The organism is Flavobacterium sp. (assembly GCF_036405015.1).
GTDB lineage: Bacteria > Bacteroidota > Bacteroidia > Flavobacteriales > Flavobacteriaceae > Flavobacterium.
Map to the genome: position 1 here is coordinate 1 of NZ_DASWYK010000251.1, position 18,588 is coordinate 18,588.

Consider the following 18,588-nt stretch of genomic DNA (forward strand, 5'->3'; position numbering starts at 1 on the left):
ATTGCCATATCTCTTTTAAATTGAGTGAGAAAAATTTGTTTTTAGGTGTTATTTCAAACAACCAGTCATTTGCATTATTAGAATTTTCCATTTATATAAATGTGAAGAGGGGGCTTAATTAAATCAAAAAATTTAACAAGATTTTTAACATTTAAGAAATTGTTCAAAAATGCCAAAAGGTGTTTTTTTAAAAAAAACACCTTTTGATTATACTGAATATATTTTATTATTCTTTTACTTGTCTAAGACTTCGAAAGTAGAATTCATACTTTTAAATTCTGGAACAATCTTTTTCATCTTAGCTACTATATCATCATTTTCATAGAAATCAGCAATTCCAATAAGTTCATCAACCTCATTGTGAAGATTTTCATATTCGTCCTGAATTTCCTGTGCAATCATGATTTTGTTATGATAAGTTGGTAATGTTTTTGAAGTATCATTTAATAATTCTTCATAGAGTTTTTCACCTGGCCTTAAACCAACAATCTTTATTTTTATTTCCTTATCTGGAATAAAGCCGGCCAGCTTAATCATTTTCTTAGCTAAATCTATTATTCGAACAGGTTTACCCATGTCAAAAATATAAATTTCACCTCCGTTACCCATTGCCCCAGCTTCTAATACAAGTTGACATGCTTCTGGTATTGTCATAAAGTAACGAATAATATCTTGGTGCGTTATAGTTACTGGTCCGCCTTCTGCGATTTGCTTTGTAAATAATGGTACAACTGATCCATTTGAGCCTAAAACATTTCCGAAACGAGTAGTAATAAATTTAGTCCCCCCCTCTACATTTTCTCTTTGATTCTTCAAGAATAAAGATTGTACGTATTTTTCGGCAATACGTTTACTTGCTCCCATTACATTACTAGGGTTTACAGCTTTGTCTGTAGAAACCATTACAAATTTCTTGACTTTATATTTACAAGCTAAATCTGCTAAGTTTTTAGTCCCTTTAATGTTAGTTTGAATGGCCTGAGCTGGATTTTCTTCCATCAAAGGTACATGTTTATAAGCTGCAGCGTGAAAAACCACGTGAGGATTATAATTTTTGAATACTTTATCTAATGCCTTTTTGCTTCTAACATCTGCTATTACAGCTACAATTTTGGTATTCAAATTCATGCTTTGCGTCTCTAAACATAAATTATGTAAAGGGGTTTCGGCATGATCTACAACAATAACTTTTTTTGGATTAAAATTTAATACCTGTCGAACTATTTCACTTCCAATAGATCCTGCAGCTCCTGTAATTAAAATTGTTTTATCTTTTAATTGCTTAGAAATTGATTTACTATCTAGAACTATCGGTTTTCTTTCCAGCAAGTCTTCAATCTGAATATTCTTAACTTTTTGAGAAATTTCTTTTTGGTTTTCCCAATCCGAAATTAGAGGAACAGTATATACTCTGTAATTAAACTCTAGACATTGATCAACAATGATCAATTGTTCATCTTTAGTTAAACTCTTATCAGCAATAATAACTCCCTCTGCAGCAACAGACCTCATTAAAGCAGGAAGTTTTTTTCTTAAAATCAAGATAGGAAGATCCAGCATACGTTTAGACGCATTCTGATTATTTTTATCTACAAATCCAACAATTTTAAATCTGGATGGAGTTTCAAATTTTAAAGCATTGGCTACAGAAATTGCATTTGCATCTGTGCCATAAATAACTGTTCTAACGAGTTTTGTTGTAGCTTTCTCAGAAAAATACATTTCAAATGTCTGCTTTACAATAACACGATACAAAAACAATCCGCAGAAAGATAGTACCAAATTTATAAATAGAGCAGTGTTTAAAAATGCTTTATGTCCTGTATACAATTCAAAAACCAGATTTATAAACAAGAAAAAAACTAAAACTGACATCTGAGAAAAAAGCAGTTTTATTGCATCAATATAGGACGAGTGTCTAATAATTCCCGAATAAGTTCTAAAAAGCCAAAAGAAAAATATATTGACCAGAATTAAACTTGCGACAAAATAAAAGTCGTGAGAAGTGATGATGTAACCTATAGCAGTACCATCAAAAAGCAAAAACGTAAAGGAAAATGAAAAAAACAAGACCATTACATCTATAGCAATAATAATCCATCTCGGCAAATAACTTAAATTATTAATATTTGCTCTAAGATTTCTTGGCGAAAAAGTCTTGTATAACAAAGAGGTTACACTATTTGGTTTGTCTGTACTCAATTGAGGTTTGGTTTAAATCTGTAAACTAATTCTACAAAAATACAAATTAAAGGTTTTAAATAATCAGTTCTTAATTCAAATTAAATTTTAACACCTTTTTTCTTTTGTTTTAAAAATTCTAATAAGTATGTCCCGTATCCTGATTTAAGTAGGGGTTGTGCTAATTCTTCTAGTCTTAAATCATCAATAAACCCTTGTCTCCATGCAATTTCTTCTATACAGCCTACTTTTAATCCTTGTCTTTCTTCTAAGACCTGTACAAATTGTCCTGCTTGCATTAAACTATTAAATGTTCCGGTATCCAGCCAAGCAGTTCCTCTACTTAATATTCCTACTTTTAAATTTCCTTTTGCAAGATAAACTTTATTTATATCTGTAATTTCATATTCACCACGAGCACTTGGTTTAATCTTTTTAGCTATTTCTACTACAGAATTATCATAGAAATACAAACCTGGAATAACATAATTTGATTTTGGCTCTAATGGTTTTTCTTCAATTGAGATAGCATTTTTATGTTCGTCGAATTCTACTACACCATATCTTTCTGGATCTGCAACGTGATATGCAAAAACAACACCTCCGTTTGGATCAGCATTATCCTTTAAAAGTTGTTGCATATTTGTTCCGAAGAATATATTATCTCCCAGTACCAAAGCTACTTTATCTTTTCCGATGAACTTTTCTCCTATAACAAAAGCTTGAGCTAGACCATTTGGATCTGGTTGTTCAGCATAACTAAATTTACAACCTATTGTAGTACCATCTCCCAACAGTTTTTTAAAATGTGGCAAATCATGAGGTGTCGAAATAATTAAAATTTCATTGATTCCTGCCATCATTAAAGTTGATAAAGGATAATAAATCATCGGTTTATCATAAACTGGCATTAATTGTTTACTTACAGCTAATGTTAATGGGTGTAATCTCGTACCAGAACCTCCAGCTAATATTATTCCTTTCATAAAAATTTAATTTAGATTTCAAAATTTCATTTCACAATAGAATACAAAACATCAAATTCTTTTTTTATATAAATACCTTTTTCAAACTATCTTTAAAATGCGGCACATCTAAATTATAAACCGATTTAATTTTTGATTTATCCAACAATGAAAAATTTGGACGTTTTGCTGGAGTTGAATAAGATGATGATGGAATTCCAACAACTTTGCAATTATAATTCCCAAATTCTTTGATATTTAACGCAAACTCATACCAACTAATTTCTCCTTCATTAGAATAATGATAAATTCCTGGAATCCATTTTGGGTACTCAATTATGTTCATCATTGCCTGAGCCAAATCTGCTGCATAAGTTGGTGAACCGATTTGATCATTTACAACGTTTAATTCTTCTCTTTCTTGCATTAATCGCTGCATTGTTTTTACAAAGTTATTTCCAAACTTACTATAAACCCAAGAAGTTCTGATAATAATTGATTCAGGATTTTGTTTTATACATGCTACTTCGCCAGCTAGTTTACTTTCTCCATATACATTTATTGGATTAGTTTCTGCATCTTCATTTAAAGCTACTGAAGAAGATCCGTCAAAAACATAATCTGTGGAAAGATGAATTAATTGAACATTATTTTCTACTGCATATTTTGCAATTAATTCTACGGCTTCCTTATTTATTCTAAAAGCTAAATCTTTTTCAGATTCAGCTTTATCAACTGCAGTATATGCGCCACAATTAAATACAATATCAGGATTAATTTCTTCCAATTGAGATCGAAGCAATTCTAAATCATCTAATGTCGCCTTATTACGATTGGCAAATAACCATTCGTACTGAGGGTAAGCAGGTGCCAAAACCGAAAGCTCAGATCCTAACTGCCCTGTTGCACCAGTTACTAGAATTTTTTTCATTAAAATAAACTGTTACAATTATCAATAAAAGGAAGTATTTGATCTTTTTCTGAAACTATAGCATCATCTAAATTCATTCCCCAATCAATATTGAGGGATGGATCATTAAATTTGATTCCGCCTTCAGAAGCTTTATTATAAAACTGGTCACATTTATACATTACAGAAGCCGTTTCGCTTATAACCGAAAAGCCATGTGCAAATCCCTGAGGTACTAATAATTGTTTTTTATTCTCTGCTGACAACAAAATGCTAAACGATTTACCAAATGTTGGAGAATCTTTTCTTAAATCTACTGCGACATCAATAATTTCTCCTTCTAAAACACGAACCAATTTTGTTTGAGCAAAAGGAGGGTTTTGATAATGGAGCCCTCTTAGAGTTCCTCTTTTTGAAAAAGACTGATTATCTTGGACAAAATCAATGCTAATGGCTAAACTTTCAAGTTTAGTTTTATTATATGATTCAAAAAAAAAGCCTCTTTCGTCAACAAAAACTAGTGGTTCAATGATTATAAGATCTTTTATGAATGTTTCTTGAATTGTCATTTTTGTTTTATTATATTCCTAAGTTTTGAAGAATAAATTCAAATCAATTCTTATCGGTTTTTTATTATAGTCTAATTACTTTAAACTACATTATTCCCATTGGTAATCTTTTATTTGTTCATACACTTTTTGTATGCCTTCTTCTATACCGATTTTAGCTTTCCATCCTAAATTGTTGATTTTAGATACATCCATAAGTTTTCGTGGCGTTCCATCGGGTCTAGTCTGATCTGTCAAAATTTCACCATCAAATCCGACTATTTTACTAACTAAATTTGCTAAATCTAATATGGATATATCCTTCCCTGTGCCTAAGTTCACAAGCCCAGAATCATTATAATTTCTCATTAAAAACAAACAAGCATCTGCCAAATCATTAACATGCATAAATTCACGTTTTGGCATACCTGTTCCCCAGATGGTAACCGATTTTGCTTTATTTCGTTTTGCCTCAATAAATTTTCTTAACATTGCGGGTAGCACATGTGAATTATTTAAATCATAATTATCATTAGGACCATATAAATTAGTTGGCATCACAGAAATAAAATTACATCCATATTGATCTCTATAACCATCGCACATTTTGATTCCAGCAATTTTTGCTATCGCATAAGGTTCATTTGTAGGTTCTAGCTCTCCTGTCAACATATACTCTTCTTTTAATGGCTGTGGAGCCATTTTCGGATAGATACAAGAAGATCCCAAAAACATCAGTTTTTTAACATTATTTAAATAGGAATGATGTATAACATTATTCTGAATCATCAAATTTTCATAAATGAAATCTGCCCTAAAAGTATTATTTGCTACAATTCCTCCAACTTTAGCTGCTGCTAAAAAGACATAATCGGGTTTTTCTTTCGCAAAAAAATCCGCAACAGCTTGTTGATCTTTTAAATCTAATTCTTTGGAAGTACGCAATAAAAAATTATCATAACCATTTGCTTGCAAAGCTCTCAAAATAGCAGAACCTACCATCCCACGGTGTCCAGCAATAAATATCTTATCTTGTCTATTCATTTTTAAAAAATTTCAAAACCACTAAAATTACAACATTTTAAGCTGTAATTTAGTGGTTAAAACTTATCTGTTTATTTATTCAAACTGATTTTTAACTCTATAACCAGCCTCTAAAAGCATTTTTTCTTTTTGAAAGTGCTCAACATCCGCTGACATCATCTCTTTGACCAACATTGGCAAATCGTATTTAGGTTTCCAGCCTAATTTTGTTTTTGATTTACTAGGATCTCCAATCAATAAATCAACTTCTGTTGGACGAAAATAAGCGGCATCTACTGCAACAACTTCCTTACCAACTTCAATTTGATAATCTGGATTTGAACAAGAAACAACGTAACCTTTTTCTTCAACTCCTTCTCCCTTAAATTCTACATCTATTCCTACCTCAGCAAAAGACATTTTCACAAAATCTCTTACTGTGGTTGTAACCCCCGTTGCTATTACATAATCTTCAGGTTCATCTTGTTGCAAAATTAGCCACATTGCTTCTACATAATCTTTTGCATGCCCCCAATCTCGACGTGCATCAAGATTACCTAAATATAAACAACCTTGCATGCCTAATGCCATTTTAGAAACTGCTCTTGTAATTTTACGAGTAACAAATGTTTCTCCACGTAATGGGCTTTCATGATTGAATAAAATACCATTACATGCAAACATGTTATAAGCTTCTCTATAGTTAACTGTAATCCAATATGCATACATCTTTGCAACTGCATAAGGAGAACGAGGATAAAATGGTGTAGACTCAGATTGTGGGACAGCTTGAACTAAGCCATATAATTCTGATGTAGAGGCTTGATAAATCTTAGTTTTTTTTGTTAGTTTTAATATTCTTAATGCTTCTAACAATCTTAAAGTTCCAATTCCATCTGCATTTGCGGTGTATTCAGGCGTATCAAAACTTACCTTTACATGGCTCATTGCACCTAAATTGTAAATTTCATCTGGCTGTACTTCTTGAATAATTCTAATCAAATTAGTAGAATCACTTAAATCTCCATAATGTAATTTAAATCGAACATTAGCCTCATGTGGATCTTGGTATAAATGATCAATACGATCAGTATTAAATAAAGAGCTACGACGCTTGATTCCATGAACATCATATCCCTTTTTTAATAATAAATCAGCAAGATATGCTCCATCCTGACCTGTAATTCCTGTTATAAGTGCAACTTTCATATTTAATTTCTTTTGTTTTTATTAACTTACTAAACTTACATTCATAGAATATTTATGTAAATAATCTTTGAATGACATTCATTATTCTTTCTTTCTCTACATCAGTAGTATTAGACCCAGAAGGCAAACAAAGACCATTTTCAAACAATTTTTTGGCAACCATCTCTCCATAGTAGGGATATTTTTCAAATACTGGTTGAAGATGCATAGGTTTCCATAATGGACGAGTTTCTATATTTTCACTTTCAAAAGCCAATCGAAGTTTTTCACTATCAATACCGTTTGTCAATTTTGAGTCAATAGTGATTGCACTTAACCAATAATTCGAGAAATAATCTTCATTTGGAGCAGTAAAAACTTTAACTCCTGGGATTGATTCAAATAAATTTAAATAGAACTCATGCATTTTTCTGCGTAAATTGACATGATCATCTAAAACTTCCATTTGCCCTCTACCAATTCCTGCACAAATATTGCTCATACGATAATTATATCCTATTTCACTATGCTGGTAATGTGGCGCATCGTCTCTAGATTGTGTCGAATAAAAAACTGCTTTATCTTTCTGTGCTTTTATTTTAGTCACTATTGCACCTCCTCCCGAAGTTGTAATTATTTTATTCCCATTAAATGAAAGAATACCAATTTCACCAAATGTTCCGCACTTTTGATTCTTATAATAGCTCCCTAAAGCTTCAGCGCTATCTTCTAATATTGGAATATCATATTTTTTTGCAATATCATGAATTTCATCAATTTTGTAAGGCATACCATAAAGGTGTACTGCAATTATTGCTTTAGGCTTTTTTCCTTTTAAAATTCTATCCTGAATAGCATTTTCAAGTGCAACTGGACATAAATTCCATGTTTCAGGTTCGCTATCAATAAAGATAGGTATTGCTTTTAGGTATGTAATTGGATTAGCAGATGCAGAAAAAGTCATGCTTTGACATATAACTTCATCACCATCTTTGACTCCTAACAGAATTAAACCTAAATGAATAGCTGCTGTACCAGAACTCAAAGCTCCCACGTGAACATCTTGTCCTAAATATTTTTCTATATCATTTTCAAAACCATTTACGTTTGGTCCCAATGGGGCAATCCAATTACTATCAAATGCCTCCTTTACATATTTTTGCTCTGTACCTCCCATGTGGGGAGATGATAACCATATTTTTGACTTAGTCATATGCTATTTTAGTAAATGTATTATAATAATTTCTAGACTTTAATTAAGTTTATTGTATAGAGGAAAAAATGATGTATCATTTTTATCTAATTTTTCTAAGCCCAAAGATATTCTTTCTAAAGAAGTTTTATCAATCAATTCATTATAAACATCTTCATTTATTATTTTTCTCCCTGTACAATAATTTACGACATCATTAGGGAAAAATGACTTTTTATATTTAAAAATTCCATCTTCAAAACCATAGCCACCTCCCAGAATATAATATTTTTTTCCTTCTATCCTTGCCCAATTTAAAGCTTCAACTTTCAAAAAATCGTTTGGCCTCTTATCAAAATATCTTTCATCAGTTCCTCCAAGAAACGAATAAATACTATCATTAGACACAAGTAGCAACTCTGAAGAAACCGCTATTTGATCAAAATATATTGTGCATATAGAAACATATTCTTCATTTTTCAGAATAAAATCTTCAAAACTTTCTAATGAATAAAAAAAACTTTCTTTTGCATTTGTTCTTTTCATTGTTTCAATATAGATATCATAGAATTCAACTATTTTATCTCGCTCAAAAATTTTATGATAAACCTTACAAGAAAGATTTTCTTTTTTAGCTCTATTAACGTTTTTTCGGACTTTAGCATCAAATGATTTCCATTGCTCCTCGATATCAATAATTTTTCCTTTAATATTTAACATCGTTGGAAAAACTGAACCTGAATAATAGATTTGATTTCCTGATAAATTAAAACGTATAAATTCTGTTATCACATTATTTTCGCGATACCAGTTATCAACTGCCTTCCAAAATTCTTCAACATCAGACTTCTTGACGTCTAATGAAAAAGTTGGCCCTGTATAACCATATGGCGTTTTAAAATCATAGTATCCAGTTTGGATTTCCCCTAAAATTATTGATTTAAGATAACCTGGCATCAAAATACTCGAATTCGAAACCTTAGAAGTAAAGGTAAAGCATATCAAATTTTCAAGTCCTCCACAAAAAACATCAAAGTACTCTGGCAAACAATAAGGATTTATCAAGTCCAAAGACGTTAATAATGATCTATACGTTCTAATGCCGTCAGAAGTATTTAAATTCAGAATATTAAGCATTAAGAATATTTTTTAATTCATCAACCATTTCTTCAATATCCTTATAATCAACATCTTGATGTATTGGAAAATTTATTATTTTATTTGCAAGAATTGTATTGGCGTCAGAAGGAAAATCTTTTAACTGTTGAATCATAGTATGATATAAACTGACCATACCAAACCCCTTTTCATTCATTTTGTGATAAAGATTTGTTCTATCAGTCTTTTCAATAATTACTGGAAGGGTTTGAGGGCAAATACCTTCATTTAGCTCTTTGTAAATAATTTCTATACCTTCAATATTCTTTAGGAGATTAATTAAATAATTATAATTTGACCTCCTAATATTATAAATTGACAATAAATCATAATTCAATTGAAAAAATGGTGTAAATTCTGTACCACTATTATCATTTGGATTGTTAGATACCATTATACCACCAGTTGAAACTGGAAGAAGTTTATGCAAAGAATAAAACGAAAAAGCTCCCTTTCTTCCACAAACACCTCCGATCAGATCGGTCAACCAAGCATGCGCACAATCTTCCACAAAGAAGATTTGATTAGAAGTTAACCATTGCGTAATTTCATCATATTTCGAATCGACAAACCCAAAATAATGTACTAATAAAACTAGCGGATTTTTATTCTGTTGTACCTTATTTTTTAAGTCATCTAAATTAACATCTAGATGAAGACCCAAGCCATAAAAATCATAATTTAAACCTGATTGAAGTACTGAATCAAAAATACCACTCCCTTCGTTTGAAGACCATCCAATATATGATGGCAATAGTATCTTTCCTTGGGGATTATTTACTTTATATATTTCAATTATTTTACTCCATGCATCTCTAGCAGAATTTGTATAAATCCACTCTCTTTTATATTGATCTAGATTAAGGGCTTTTTTTGTAATCATAATTTTAGATTTAATTCCATTCGAAATATTTTATCAATTAATTTTAATTCTTCAGATTCTTTTTCATCTCCTAATAAATAGAATTTATTAATCTCGCTTTGCTTTGACAAAAGAGATAATTGGTTCTTTAAAGATTCTGAATAATTTCCTCTTACTATAATATCTTGTTCAATAGTACCTAGCTTATAGCTTTCGTTTTCGATTAAAATATCTAAAAAATAAAAACCATAAATCTTTTGCAATTCTTTATAATGAGGAAAATTTTGAATAAAAATTTTTGATTTATGCTCTAAATCCTTTTTGATATCAATTTCGTAAAATGAATTTGATTTTTTTTGAATAAAACCAAAATTTAAATACCAGTTTAGTGCTATTTTATTACTTTCATAAACATCTAAAGCAATTGTATCAAAGCCATCTTTCAAAAATTTATTCTTTGTGTACTCATATATTTTTTTTCCAACACCCTTATTTTTAAATTCATTATTGACTGCTATTATATTTAAAAAAGCAGTTGATTGACCCTCAAAAATTTTATACTCTGCATAGGCCATAATCACATCATTTTCGAACATTACAAAATATCTGTATGGCGAAAAATGATTTTCTAATTCATTAGAAATAAATTTTTCAATCCCTTTAGTTCTATAAATTGATGGTATTAAATATTTGTTTTCAAAGGAAGATCTGACAAGTTCTACTACTAGTTTCAAATTTTCCTTTTTTAGTTCTTCAATTCTATATCTTTCTTTCATCATCTAAGTTTTGCATAATAGATTCTGGATCAATAACTATATTTTCTGACACAATAACTTTTAATACCGTTTGATATAGAATCATTAAGTCTTGTTTAAAACTCAAATTTTCAACATATTTCACATCAAATGCTAACCTTTCATCCCATTTCACAGTATTACGCCCGTTTACTTGGGCTAAACCAGTAATTCCCGGTCTTACAGTATGACGTAATCTCTCTTTATCTGAGTAAAAAGGAAGATATTTTAAAAGAAGAGGTCTAGGGCCAATTAAACTCATATCTCCTTTTAAGACATTTAATAATTGTGGTATTTCATCAAGTGATGTTTTACGAACAAAACCACCTATTTTTGTCAAACGTTTTGAATCTGGCAACAAATTTCCATTCTCATCTTTTTTGTCATTCATAGTTTTAAACTTTATAATCTTAAAATTGCGTTCTTCCTTCCCTGGACGCAATTGAAAAAAGAAAGGTTTACCATTATTGGCAAAAAATAATCCTATCATTACAAAAATAAAAATTGGACTCAAAACTAATAATCCAAAAAAAGCGACTAAAAAGTCCATAAGTCTTTTGAAAAAAAGTCTATACATTTTGAAGTTTATTTTTTATTAATTGATATGATTGTCTTACATCATATTCTGTCACTAAAAGTTTCCATGCATTTTCTTTCATTTGAAGATATTGTTGCTTATCATCCATACAAAATTTATTTATTGATTGCTGCATAGCCTCTTGATCACCCCATAGAATAGAATAACCACAATTTGCTTTTTCTATTGCTATTCCTACATCTGTATTTTTATCTGTAGCGGCAAGAATTGGTAATTTAATCTCTAAATAAGATAAGAGTCTGGAAGGAAAATTAGGTATCGTAAAATCTTTATGCAAAAAAAGCATTCCTATATCACAAGCTCTTAAAAGAATTTCGTAATCGTCCTTTGGTAGTCCTCTCATTAACTTTGCATTTTCTGGATTAACTTTTGTAAACCATCTTTCAATTTTATTGTATTCGGTACCTGAACCAATTATCAAAAAAAACACATCGTCTCTCTTTGTTGCCGCAATTGTTTCTATTACAAAATCAATTCCTTGAGGTTTCCCAAGATTTCCTCCATAAACAAAGACTTTTTTATCGATTGGAAGTCCATATTTCCTTTTCATATTTTCTTTCTCACCCTCTGATTGTAAAACTTCTAAAGCTGAAATCGAATTTGGATTTACCTCAACTTTATCCGCAGAAATATATTGATTATGGTCCAAAATAAATTTTTTATTTGCATCAGACATACATCCAATTGCGTCAGATATGTTATAAAGTCTGCGCTCCTTTTTCAAAAAAAACTTATGTAATAAACTTCCCTCTTTTAACATTTTCATGTCAACCGCATTTTGAGGAAAAATATCTTTTAGAAGTAAATAGGAATACGCCTTATCTCTTTTTTTTATAAAACTAATAACTTTGGAGAAGGTAATTGGTGGCGTGGAATAAATTATAAGATCAAACTTTATATCTGAAAACTTTTTTTTAATCGCCGATAAAAATTGATATTCTATTGCTAGTGTTCCAATCCCTTTCTCAATGACATTTGTTTTTTGAATATTAAGTGTTTGAACATTTAAAATCACACCACTTTTTTCCTTTAAAATAGACGTCTTTTTCTTTTCTCTTCTTTCAATAGGACAAACTACAAATATATTGTGTCCCTCCTTTGAAAACTCTCTCAAAAGATCAGTATATACCCCTCGATCTTCAAGAGAACCAATTCTTGCCATGGTCAAAAATAATACGTTCATATATTAATTTAGTTTACTTCTTGCCAAACTACTCGTTTTATATAATCTGTATAACTTAAAATTATGCGTACCATTTTTTCTGAAACATTTGGCATTGAATAATCTTCAACCATTCTGAAGTTTCTTTCATTACCTATCTTTTGATATTGCAGTTGCGTTAATCCTTGTAGAATTCTTTCTGGATTTAGACCAACCATCATCACTGCAGTTTCTTCCATTGCTTCAGGTCTTTCGTGTGCATCTCGTATATTAAGAGCTCTAAAGTTCAAAACTGAGGACTCTTCTGAAATTGTACCTGAATCAGATAATACCGCAAAAGATTTCATTTGCAAAGCATTGTAATCATTAAACCCTAAAGGTTTTAAAAATTGTACATTTTTATGAATTTGTAGATTCTTTTTCTCCAACATATTCCTTGTTCTTGGATGGGTACTCACAATAATTGGAAAGTCGTATTTTTCTGCTATTAAGTTTAAACTATTTATTAAACCTTGAAAATTTTTGTCGCTATTAATATTTTCTTCCCTGTGAGATGAAACTACAAAAAACTCTCCCTCTTTCAACTTAAGTTTTTCCAGAATATCAGAAGATTGAATAGACGGTAGATAGTAGTTCAATACTTCATACATAGGTGATCCTGTCTTGATAATCCTGTCAGCAGACAAACCTTCTCTTAATAAATATTCCCTTGCGATGTCACTGTATGTTAAGTTAACATCTGAAATATGATCAACTATTTTTCTGTTTGTCTCTTCTGGCACCCGTTGATCAAAACAACGATTTCCTGCTTCCATATGAAAAATAGGAATATGCCTTTTTTTTGCAGGAATAGCACATAGACAACTATTTGTATCTCCCAAAACTAAAAAGGCATCCGGTCTTTCAGATTCTAATAATGGATCTATTTTTATTAATATTTGTCCAACCGTTTCTGAAGCCGTTGTACCAGCTGCGTCTAAGAAAAAATTTGGCTTACGAATTCCGAGATTGTCAAAAAATATTTGGTTCAATTCATAGTCATAATTTTGTCCTGTATGAACAATGATATGATCGATTGCATCTGAATTGTCTAAAGCGGACATAACTCTTGAAAGACGAATAATTTCAGGCCTAGTACCAACGACTGTCATTACTTTTAGTTTTGATTTCATTATAATATGTGAGATTTTTTAAACATTTTCAAAATAGGTATCTGGATTATTTGGATCGAATGGCTCATTTATCCAAAAATTAGTGTACAACACTTCATCTCCAATATTTTTAATATTGTGAGTATACCAAATTGGCATATCGACATAAGAAGGTTCATTTCCATCAAGATAAAAATCCAGCACCTCCTCCGTACCAATACGACGAAGCTGAATTAAGGCTTTTCCTTTAATTACCGCAAATCTTTCAATTTTTCGGGTATGATAATGATTCCCTCTTGTAATATTAGGAACTGTCGTTGAAAAAGAAACTTGACCTCCAACACCTAGACGAATAATTTCTACAAAAGCCCCTCTATCATCAATATGCTTAACAAATTTTACAGGGAAATGATTTTTTATATCCATATAGCAACGAAATGTATTGAATAAATTCAACTCAAATGTGTTACTTATGAGTGGTATAGTTCCCTTATTTTGATATTCTTCTTTATATACTTCCAAAAGTTTTAAAATTTCAGAAACTTTAGACTCAAAAGTGTGTCTAACTAATATTTCAGGATTTCCTTTTTTTGATCTTATTTCATTAAGTATTGCATCTACCAATTCTCCAACATAAATCAATTTCAAATCACCATCTACATCAATTTTTGGTGTTTCGTTATGAGACAATTTATAACAAAAAGTAGCAATTACTGAATTGTAGTTTGGGTGACCAAAAGGTCCAAATACATTTGGAATAATCATTCCTGTGAATTTACCAAGGGAATTTTTGGACCACTTAATTAATAATTCTCTTCCATCTCTTTTTGACTTGCCATAAAGGTTTTCTTTTTCCTCTTGAGTTGATGAAGAAAAAATGATATGCGCCTTGCTTTTAGTCTCATCAAGGGATTTGACTAGTTTTTGAATTAGCCCAAGATTTGTATCATAAATTATCTGTGGATTATTATGACGATTCATTGCAGCCAAATGTACAATCACATCACATTGAGATACAAAATCATTTAATTTATTTTTATCCTCAAAATATTCTTTTTGAAAATCTATTCTTTCAAATTCATCTCGAAACAAATCTAGTGTGTTATATAAATGCGATCCAACAAAACCAGCTTGTCCAGTAATTCCTATTTTTAACATTTTAAGTTTTTATTTTAAAATAATCAATTTCAAATCGAAATTCATCATTTGTTTCTCCTAATAAATAATCTGCCATTACTAACAATTTAGAATTAACCTCCAAAGACTGAATACTTGTCAAATATCCGTTTGGAACGTAAAGAATATTAAGCTTAGTTGCATCAATAATAAATGATTTGACCAATAACTCTTTTGAAGGCTTTTCCCAATTATCAACTTGAATCAGTTGAATTTTAAAAATACCTGTGATTACTGAAAACCACCGTTGCTCTATTCGATGTCCCTGCCAACCTCTAATAAAATTGACCTCTTTGTTTTCAATCACGTAAATCCTTTTAATTAAAGATGCATCGAAATCATTATTATAAAATACATTACCTCTATTATCAGAATAACATTGTCCTTTGATTAATCTTGGTACCATCTATTTTAGGTAGGCATTTGGACAGGGTTCTCTCCAAAAACTTCTTTTCTAATGAGTGGCAAAGTTGACAACAATTTTTTCATTCCTTCAACATCTTGCTGTTCTGTATTATGAGAATGATAATCTTCGACCTGAGAAATATCTTGTTCTCCCTCAGAAAAATATTGCGCATAATTTAAATCACGATTATCAGCCGGAATTCTATAAAATTCTCCCATATCTTCTGCTTTTACCATTTCCTCTCTAGTGCATAAAGTTTCATACAATTTTTCTCCGTGACGAGTACCAATAATCTTTATTTCATTATTAGCATTACAGAGTTCTTTTAAAGCTTGTGCCAAATCGCCAATAGTTCCAGCTGGCGCCTTATTCACAAATAGATCTCCAGGATTTCCATTTTCAAAAGCAAACAAAACTAATTCCACCGCTTCATCTAATGACATTAAAAACCGTGTCATATTAGGATCAGTTATTGTAATGGGTTTCTTTTCTTTAATCTGTTTTAAGAACAATGGAATCACTGACCCCCTCGAGGCCATTACATTTCCATATCTAGTCAAACAAACTGTCGTATCTTGTAGATTTCTTGAGGCAGCAACAGCTACTTTCTCCATTAAAGCTTTAGAAATCCCCATAGCATTAATTGGGTAAGCAGCCTTATCTGTACTTAGACAAATTACTTTTTTAACTTTATTAATTCCCGCAGCATCAATTACATTTTGAGTACCAAGAACATTTGTTTTAGTAGCTTCTAGAGGGAAAAATTCGCAAGATGGTACTTGCTTTAATGCAGCAGCATGAAATACATAATCAACACCTCTCATAGCTCGCTCTACGCTGTTGTAATCACGAACGTCTCCAATATAAAATTTTAATTTATCATTTTTTAATTGATTACGCATATCGTCTTGTTTTTTTTCATCTCTAGAAAAAATCCTAATTTCTTTAAAGTGATCGCTATTTAAGAAGCGATTTAAAACAGCGTGACCAAAGGAACCTGTTCCTCCAGTTATTAAAAGTGTTTTATTTTTCAACATAAATTCTAATTTGTAAAAACTTTTTCAAAATATTTTTGTCTACTCTCATTTGAATAATTGTCACTTACATCTCTATAAGCTTCTGATAATATATCTTCATTAAAATTTAATAATTGCTTATAAATTGTTTCAATTTGGTCTACAATTGGTAAATTAATATCAATAATGACCCCATAGTTTTTCATCGTTTCTTTAAGACCTCCTTTTGCAGAATGAATAATAATATTCTTTGCTGCCAGAGCCTCTAAAGCGGCTAAGCCAAAACCTTCAAAAGTTGAAAGCTGAAAATAATATTTACTTTTTTTGAGCAAATCAATTTTTAACCTTTCATCAATACTTCCAGTAAAAATGACCTTTTCAGACAAATTAAGATCACGACATATTTCTTTCAAGAATTCTGTACCTTCACCTGTCTTGCCAATTATATAAAATTTAGCATTACAATATATATTTTTTTCGGTCAAACTTTTAAAAACATATAGTGCTTTGTCTACTCCTTTTCTCTTAACATTTCCAATACTTTCCATCCATACTATAGTTGTGAAAAAAGTCTCTTTTTTTGAAATATCAGGCACATTAAACACTTTAGAATTAATAGAATGAAAAGATAAACCAATATTACTAGGCAACTTTTTATTGTATATTTCTTCTACATTAGCTTTATCAGAAATAGAAACTAAAATACTTTTTGTAGAAAAATAATTACATAACTTAAAAAACAGTTTTTGTATCTTGTAATGTTTGGGTAATGTAGTATTTCTATTTAAATCATCTATTCCTCCTGTGAAATATACTTTTTTTAAAAAAAATCTAGATAAAATCGCAGGTATAAGACCTTTTCTGTAAAAATAAATAAAAGCTATATCGTATTTCCAAAAATAAAGAAAATCAAAAATTTGATTTGTCAATTTAAGTTGACAGCCTAAATTTTTAATTAACTCAATATCTATCTGATAAAACTGTTGATTCTGAAACGACTCTAAATTTCTTACACTAGAATAAAAAAGAACTTTCTTTTCTTTTAACGTCATACTAAGTCTCTTTTTTTACGTATATAGTGAATTACTTTCGGAAATCTATTTCTAATAATTATAGATATATATTTTCGAACGTAAGCATTTAAATGATATAAATAATGCTTTACAAAGTTGTCACCATCACTTTTATGTAAAACAATAGAATTCAATACCTCCTTCTTAGAGCATAATTCATTTACTGAACTAAATCCAGAAGAAACATATAAAATATTTGAAACTGTAATATCTAAAGACTTTGTTTTATACTTTTTTGAAAATAAATTATATACAAAATCAAAATCGGAAGCTGCTTTAAAGTCAAGGTTGAATTTATACTTTCTATTTAAATGTGCTCTTGAAAAAATTGATTGATGAGTAAAGCTCTTCCATATCTCATTTTCGGGTCTTGCTTTTATGAAGAAATCTCCCCAAGCACTTCTTATAAATGCTCCTCCTATTAACATAGAAATGTCATCTGAAATCTTTTCGTTAAAAATCTGACTTATAACTTTGGGGTCATAAAAATAATCTCCACAATTCATAAAAATAATCCAATCTCCAGATGCCCTGTCTATCCCCTTATTCATTGCATCATATATTCCTGCATCTTTTTCACTGATCCAATATGAAAGCTTTGATTCGTATTGCTTAATTACTTCAACTGTTCCATCTGATGAACCTCCATCAATAATTATATATTCAAAATTCGGATAGTCTTGATTAACTACACTCAAAATTGTTGGTTCAATATAATCTATCCCATTATAAACTACGGTTACTATTGAAATTTTAGGTTTATTCATTTATGTTAACTCTTCTTTTAATTATAAAAATCTAATTTGAAAATCTAAATTTATTTATGCTAAAAAACAATATTAAATACATCGGCCAAAAAACACCTTCAAAAACAGATTGATAAACTGAGAAAACTGTTGCGTAAATAAATAATAGGCCAAAAACGAAATATTTTGGATTATTTGTTAATTTAAACTTCAGATCAAGTCGATTAATCACAAATCCAAGAAAAAAGGGAATAATAATAATTCCAAAATATCCAAAATCTCTAAATGCTGTAAATAAAATTGTTCCAAAAGCATTAGTTTCTTTAACCTCTCTTAATCCAATATCTATAAAAGTATCTAATTCTTTTGCATTTTCACTATTAGCAGGTAAAAAAGTATTATCTACCAATAATCTATAAATAACGGATAAAATTGAATC

Annotated in this window: 19 protein-coding genes; all 19 read right to left on the bottom strand. The window is 30.1% G+C overall.

From position 1 onward, the window contains the following. Positions 1–234: 234 nt before the first annotated feature. A complete protein-coding gene (locus tag VGE71_RS21835) occupies positions 235–2,202 on the bottom strand; it encodes a nucleoside-diphosphate sugar epimerase/dehydratase (RefSeq protein ID WP_331140216.1) in 1,968 nt (655 codons plus the stop codon). Positions 2,203–2,282: 80 nt separating this feature from the next. Continuing rightward, positions 2,283–3,167, bottom strand: coding sequence for a glucose-1-phosphate thymidylyltransferase RfbA (gene rfbA / locus VGE71_RS21840; protein ID WP_331140217.1), 885 nt, complete (start codon positions 3,165–3,167; stop codon positions 2,283–2,285). 64 nt (positions 3,168–3,231) lie between these two features. Further along, a complete protein-coding gene (gene rfbD, locus VGE71_RS21845) occupies positions 3,232–4,077 on the bottom strand; it encodes a dTDP-4-dehydrorhamnose reductase (RefSeq protein ID WP_331140218.1) in 846 nt (281 codons plus the stop codon). After that, on the bottom strand, positions 4,077–4,625 hold the full coding sequence (gene rfbC, locus VGE71_RS21850; protein WP_331140219.1) for a dTDP-4-dehydrorhamnose 3,5-epimerase: 549 nt from the start codon (positions 4,623–4,625) through the stop codon (positions 4,077–4,079). Before rfbC ends, rfbD begins: the two co-directional genes overlap by 1 nt. 90 nt (positions 4,626–4,715) lie before the next feature. Then, a complete protein-coding gene (locus VGE71_RS21855) occupies positions 4,716–5,648 on the bottom strand; it encodes a GDP-L-fucose synthase (RefSeq protein WP_331140220.1) in 933 nt (310 codons plus the stop codon). Positions 5,649–5,723: 75 nt separating this feature from the next. After that, the gene (gmd, locus tag VGE71_RS21860) at positions 5,724–6,836 is read right to left on the bottom strand and encodes a GDP-mannose 4,6-dehydratase (protein ID WP_331140221.1); all 1,113 of its coding nucleotides are present in this window, start codon (positions 6,834–6,836) and stop codon (positions 5,724–5,726) included. A 52-nt stretch (positions 6,837–6,888) separates the two neighbouring features. Then, on the bottom strand, positions 6,889–8,028 hold the full coding sequence (locus tag VGE71_RS21865) for a DegT/DnrJ/EryC1/StrS family aminotransferase (protein WP_331140222.1): 1,140 nt from the start codon (positions 8,026–8,028) through the stop codon (positions 6,889–6,891). A gap of 39 nt (positions 8,029–8,067) precedes the next feature. Beyond that, on the bottom strand, positions 8,068–9,144 hold the full coding sequence (locus VGE71_RS21870; protein ID WP_331140223.1) for a GNAT family N-acetyltransferase: 1,077 nt from the start codon (positions 9,142–9,144) through the stop codon (positions 8,068–8,070). After that, the gene (locus tag VGE71_RS21875; protein ID WP_331140224.1) at positions 9,137–10,048 is read right to left on the bottom strand and encodes a DegT/DnrJ/EryC1/StrS family aminotransferase; all 912 of its coding nucleotides are present in this window, start codon (positions 10,046–10,048) and stop codon (positions 9,137–9,139) included. Before VGE71_RS21875 ends, VGE71_RS21870 begins: the two co-directional genes overlap by 8 nt. Next, positions 10,045–10,806, bottom strand: coding sequence for a GNAT family N-acetyltransferase (locus VGE71_RS21880; protein ID WP_331140225.1), 762 nt, complete (start codon positions 10,804–10,806; stop codon positions 10,045–10,047). Before VGE71_RS21880 ends, VGE71_RS21875 begins: the two co-directional genes overlap by 4 nt. Continuing rightward, on the bottom strand, positions 10,787–11,398 hold the full coding sequence (locus tag VGE71_RS21885) for a sugar transferase (RefSeq protein WP_331140226.1): 612 nt from the start codon (positions 11,396–11,398) through the stop codon (positions 10,787–10,789). Before VGE71_RS21885 ends, VGE71_RS21880 begins: the two co-directional genes overlap by 20 nt. Then, positions 11,391–12,602: a glycosyltransferase family 4 protein gene (locus VGE71_RS21890; protein ID WP_331140227.1), complete on the bottom strand. Its 1,212-nt coding sequence runs from the start codon at positions 12,600–12,602 to the stop codon at positions 11,391–11,393. Before VGE71_RS21890 ends, VGE71_RS21885 begins: the two co-directional genes overlap by 8 nt. 8 nt (positions 12,603–12,610) lie before the next feature. Then, positions 12,611–13,753, bottom strand: a complete 1,143-nt coding sequence (wecB, locus tag VGE71_RS21895; protein WP_331140228.1) for a non-hydrolyzing UDP-N-acetylglucosamine 2-epimerase — start codon at positions 13,751–13,753, stop codon at positions 12,611–12,613. 18 nt (positions 13,754–13,771) lie between these two features. After that, positions 13,772–14,890: an NAD-dependent epimerase/dehydratase family protein gene (locus VGE71_RS21900; protein ID WP_331140229.1), complete on the bottom strand. Its 1,119-nt coding sequence runs from the start codon at positions 14,888–14,890 to the stop codon at positions 13,772–13,774. 1 nt (position 14,891) lies between these two features. Then, positions 14,892–15,314, bottom strand: coding sequence for a sugar epimerase (locus VGE71_RS21905; protein ID WP_331140230.1), 423 nt, complete (start codon positions 15,312–15,314; stop codon positions 14,892–14,894). A gap of 5 nt (positions 15,315–15,319) precedes the next feature. Further along, positions 15,320–16,351, bottom strand: a complete 1,032-nt coding sequence (locus VGE71_RS21910; RefSeq protein ID WP_331140231.1) for a polysaccharide biosynthesis protein — start codon at positions 16,349–16,351, stop codon at positions 15,320–15,322. Positions 16,352–16,356: 5 nt separating this feature from the next. Further along, positions 16,357–17,382 carry a glycosyltransferase gene (locus VGE71_RS21915; protein ID WP_331140232.1) on the bottom strand — a complete coding sequence of 342 codons (1,026 nt, stop codon included), beginning with the start codon at positions 17,380–17,382 and terminating at the stop codon, positions 16,357–16,359. Next, complete coding sequence (locus VGE71_RS21920; protein ID WP_331140233.1) at positions 17,379–18,170, bottom strand: glycosyltransferase family 2 protein; 792 nt, start codon at positions 18,168–18,170, stop codon at positions 17,379–17,381. The genes VGE71_RS21915 and VGE71_RS21920 overlap by 4 nt, the downstream gene beginning before the upstream one ends. A gap of 31 nt (positions 18,171–18,201) precedes the next feature. Next, on the bottom strand, positions 18,202–18,588 hold a 387-nt coding region (locus VGE71_RS21925; protein WP_331140234.1), incomplete at its 5' end, for an oligosaccharide repeat unit polymerase.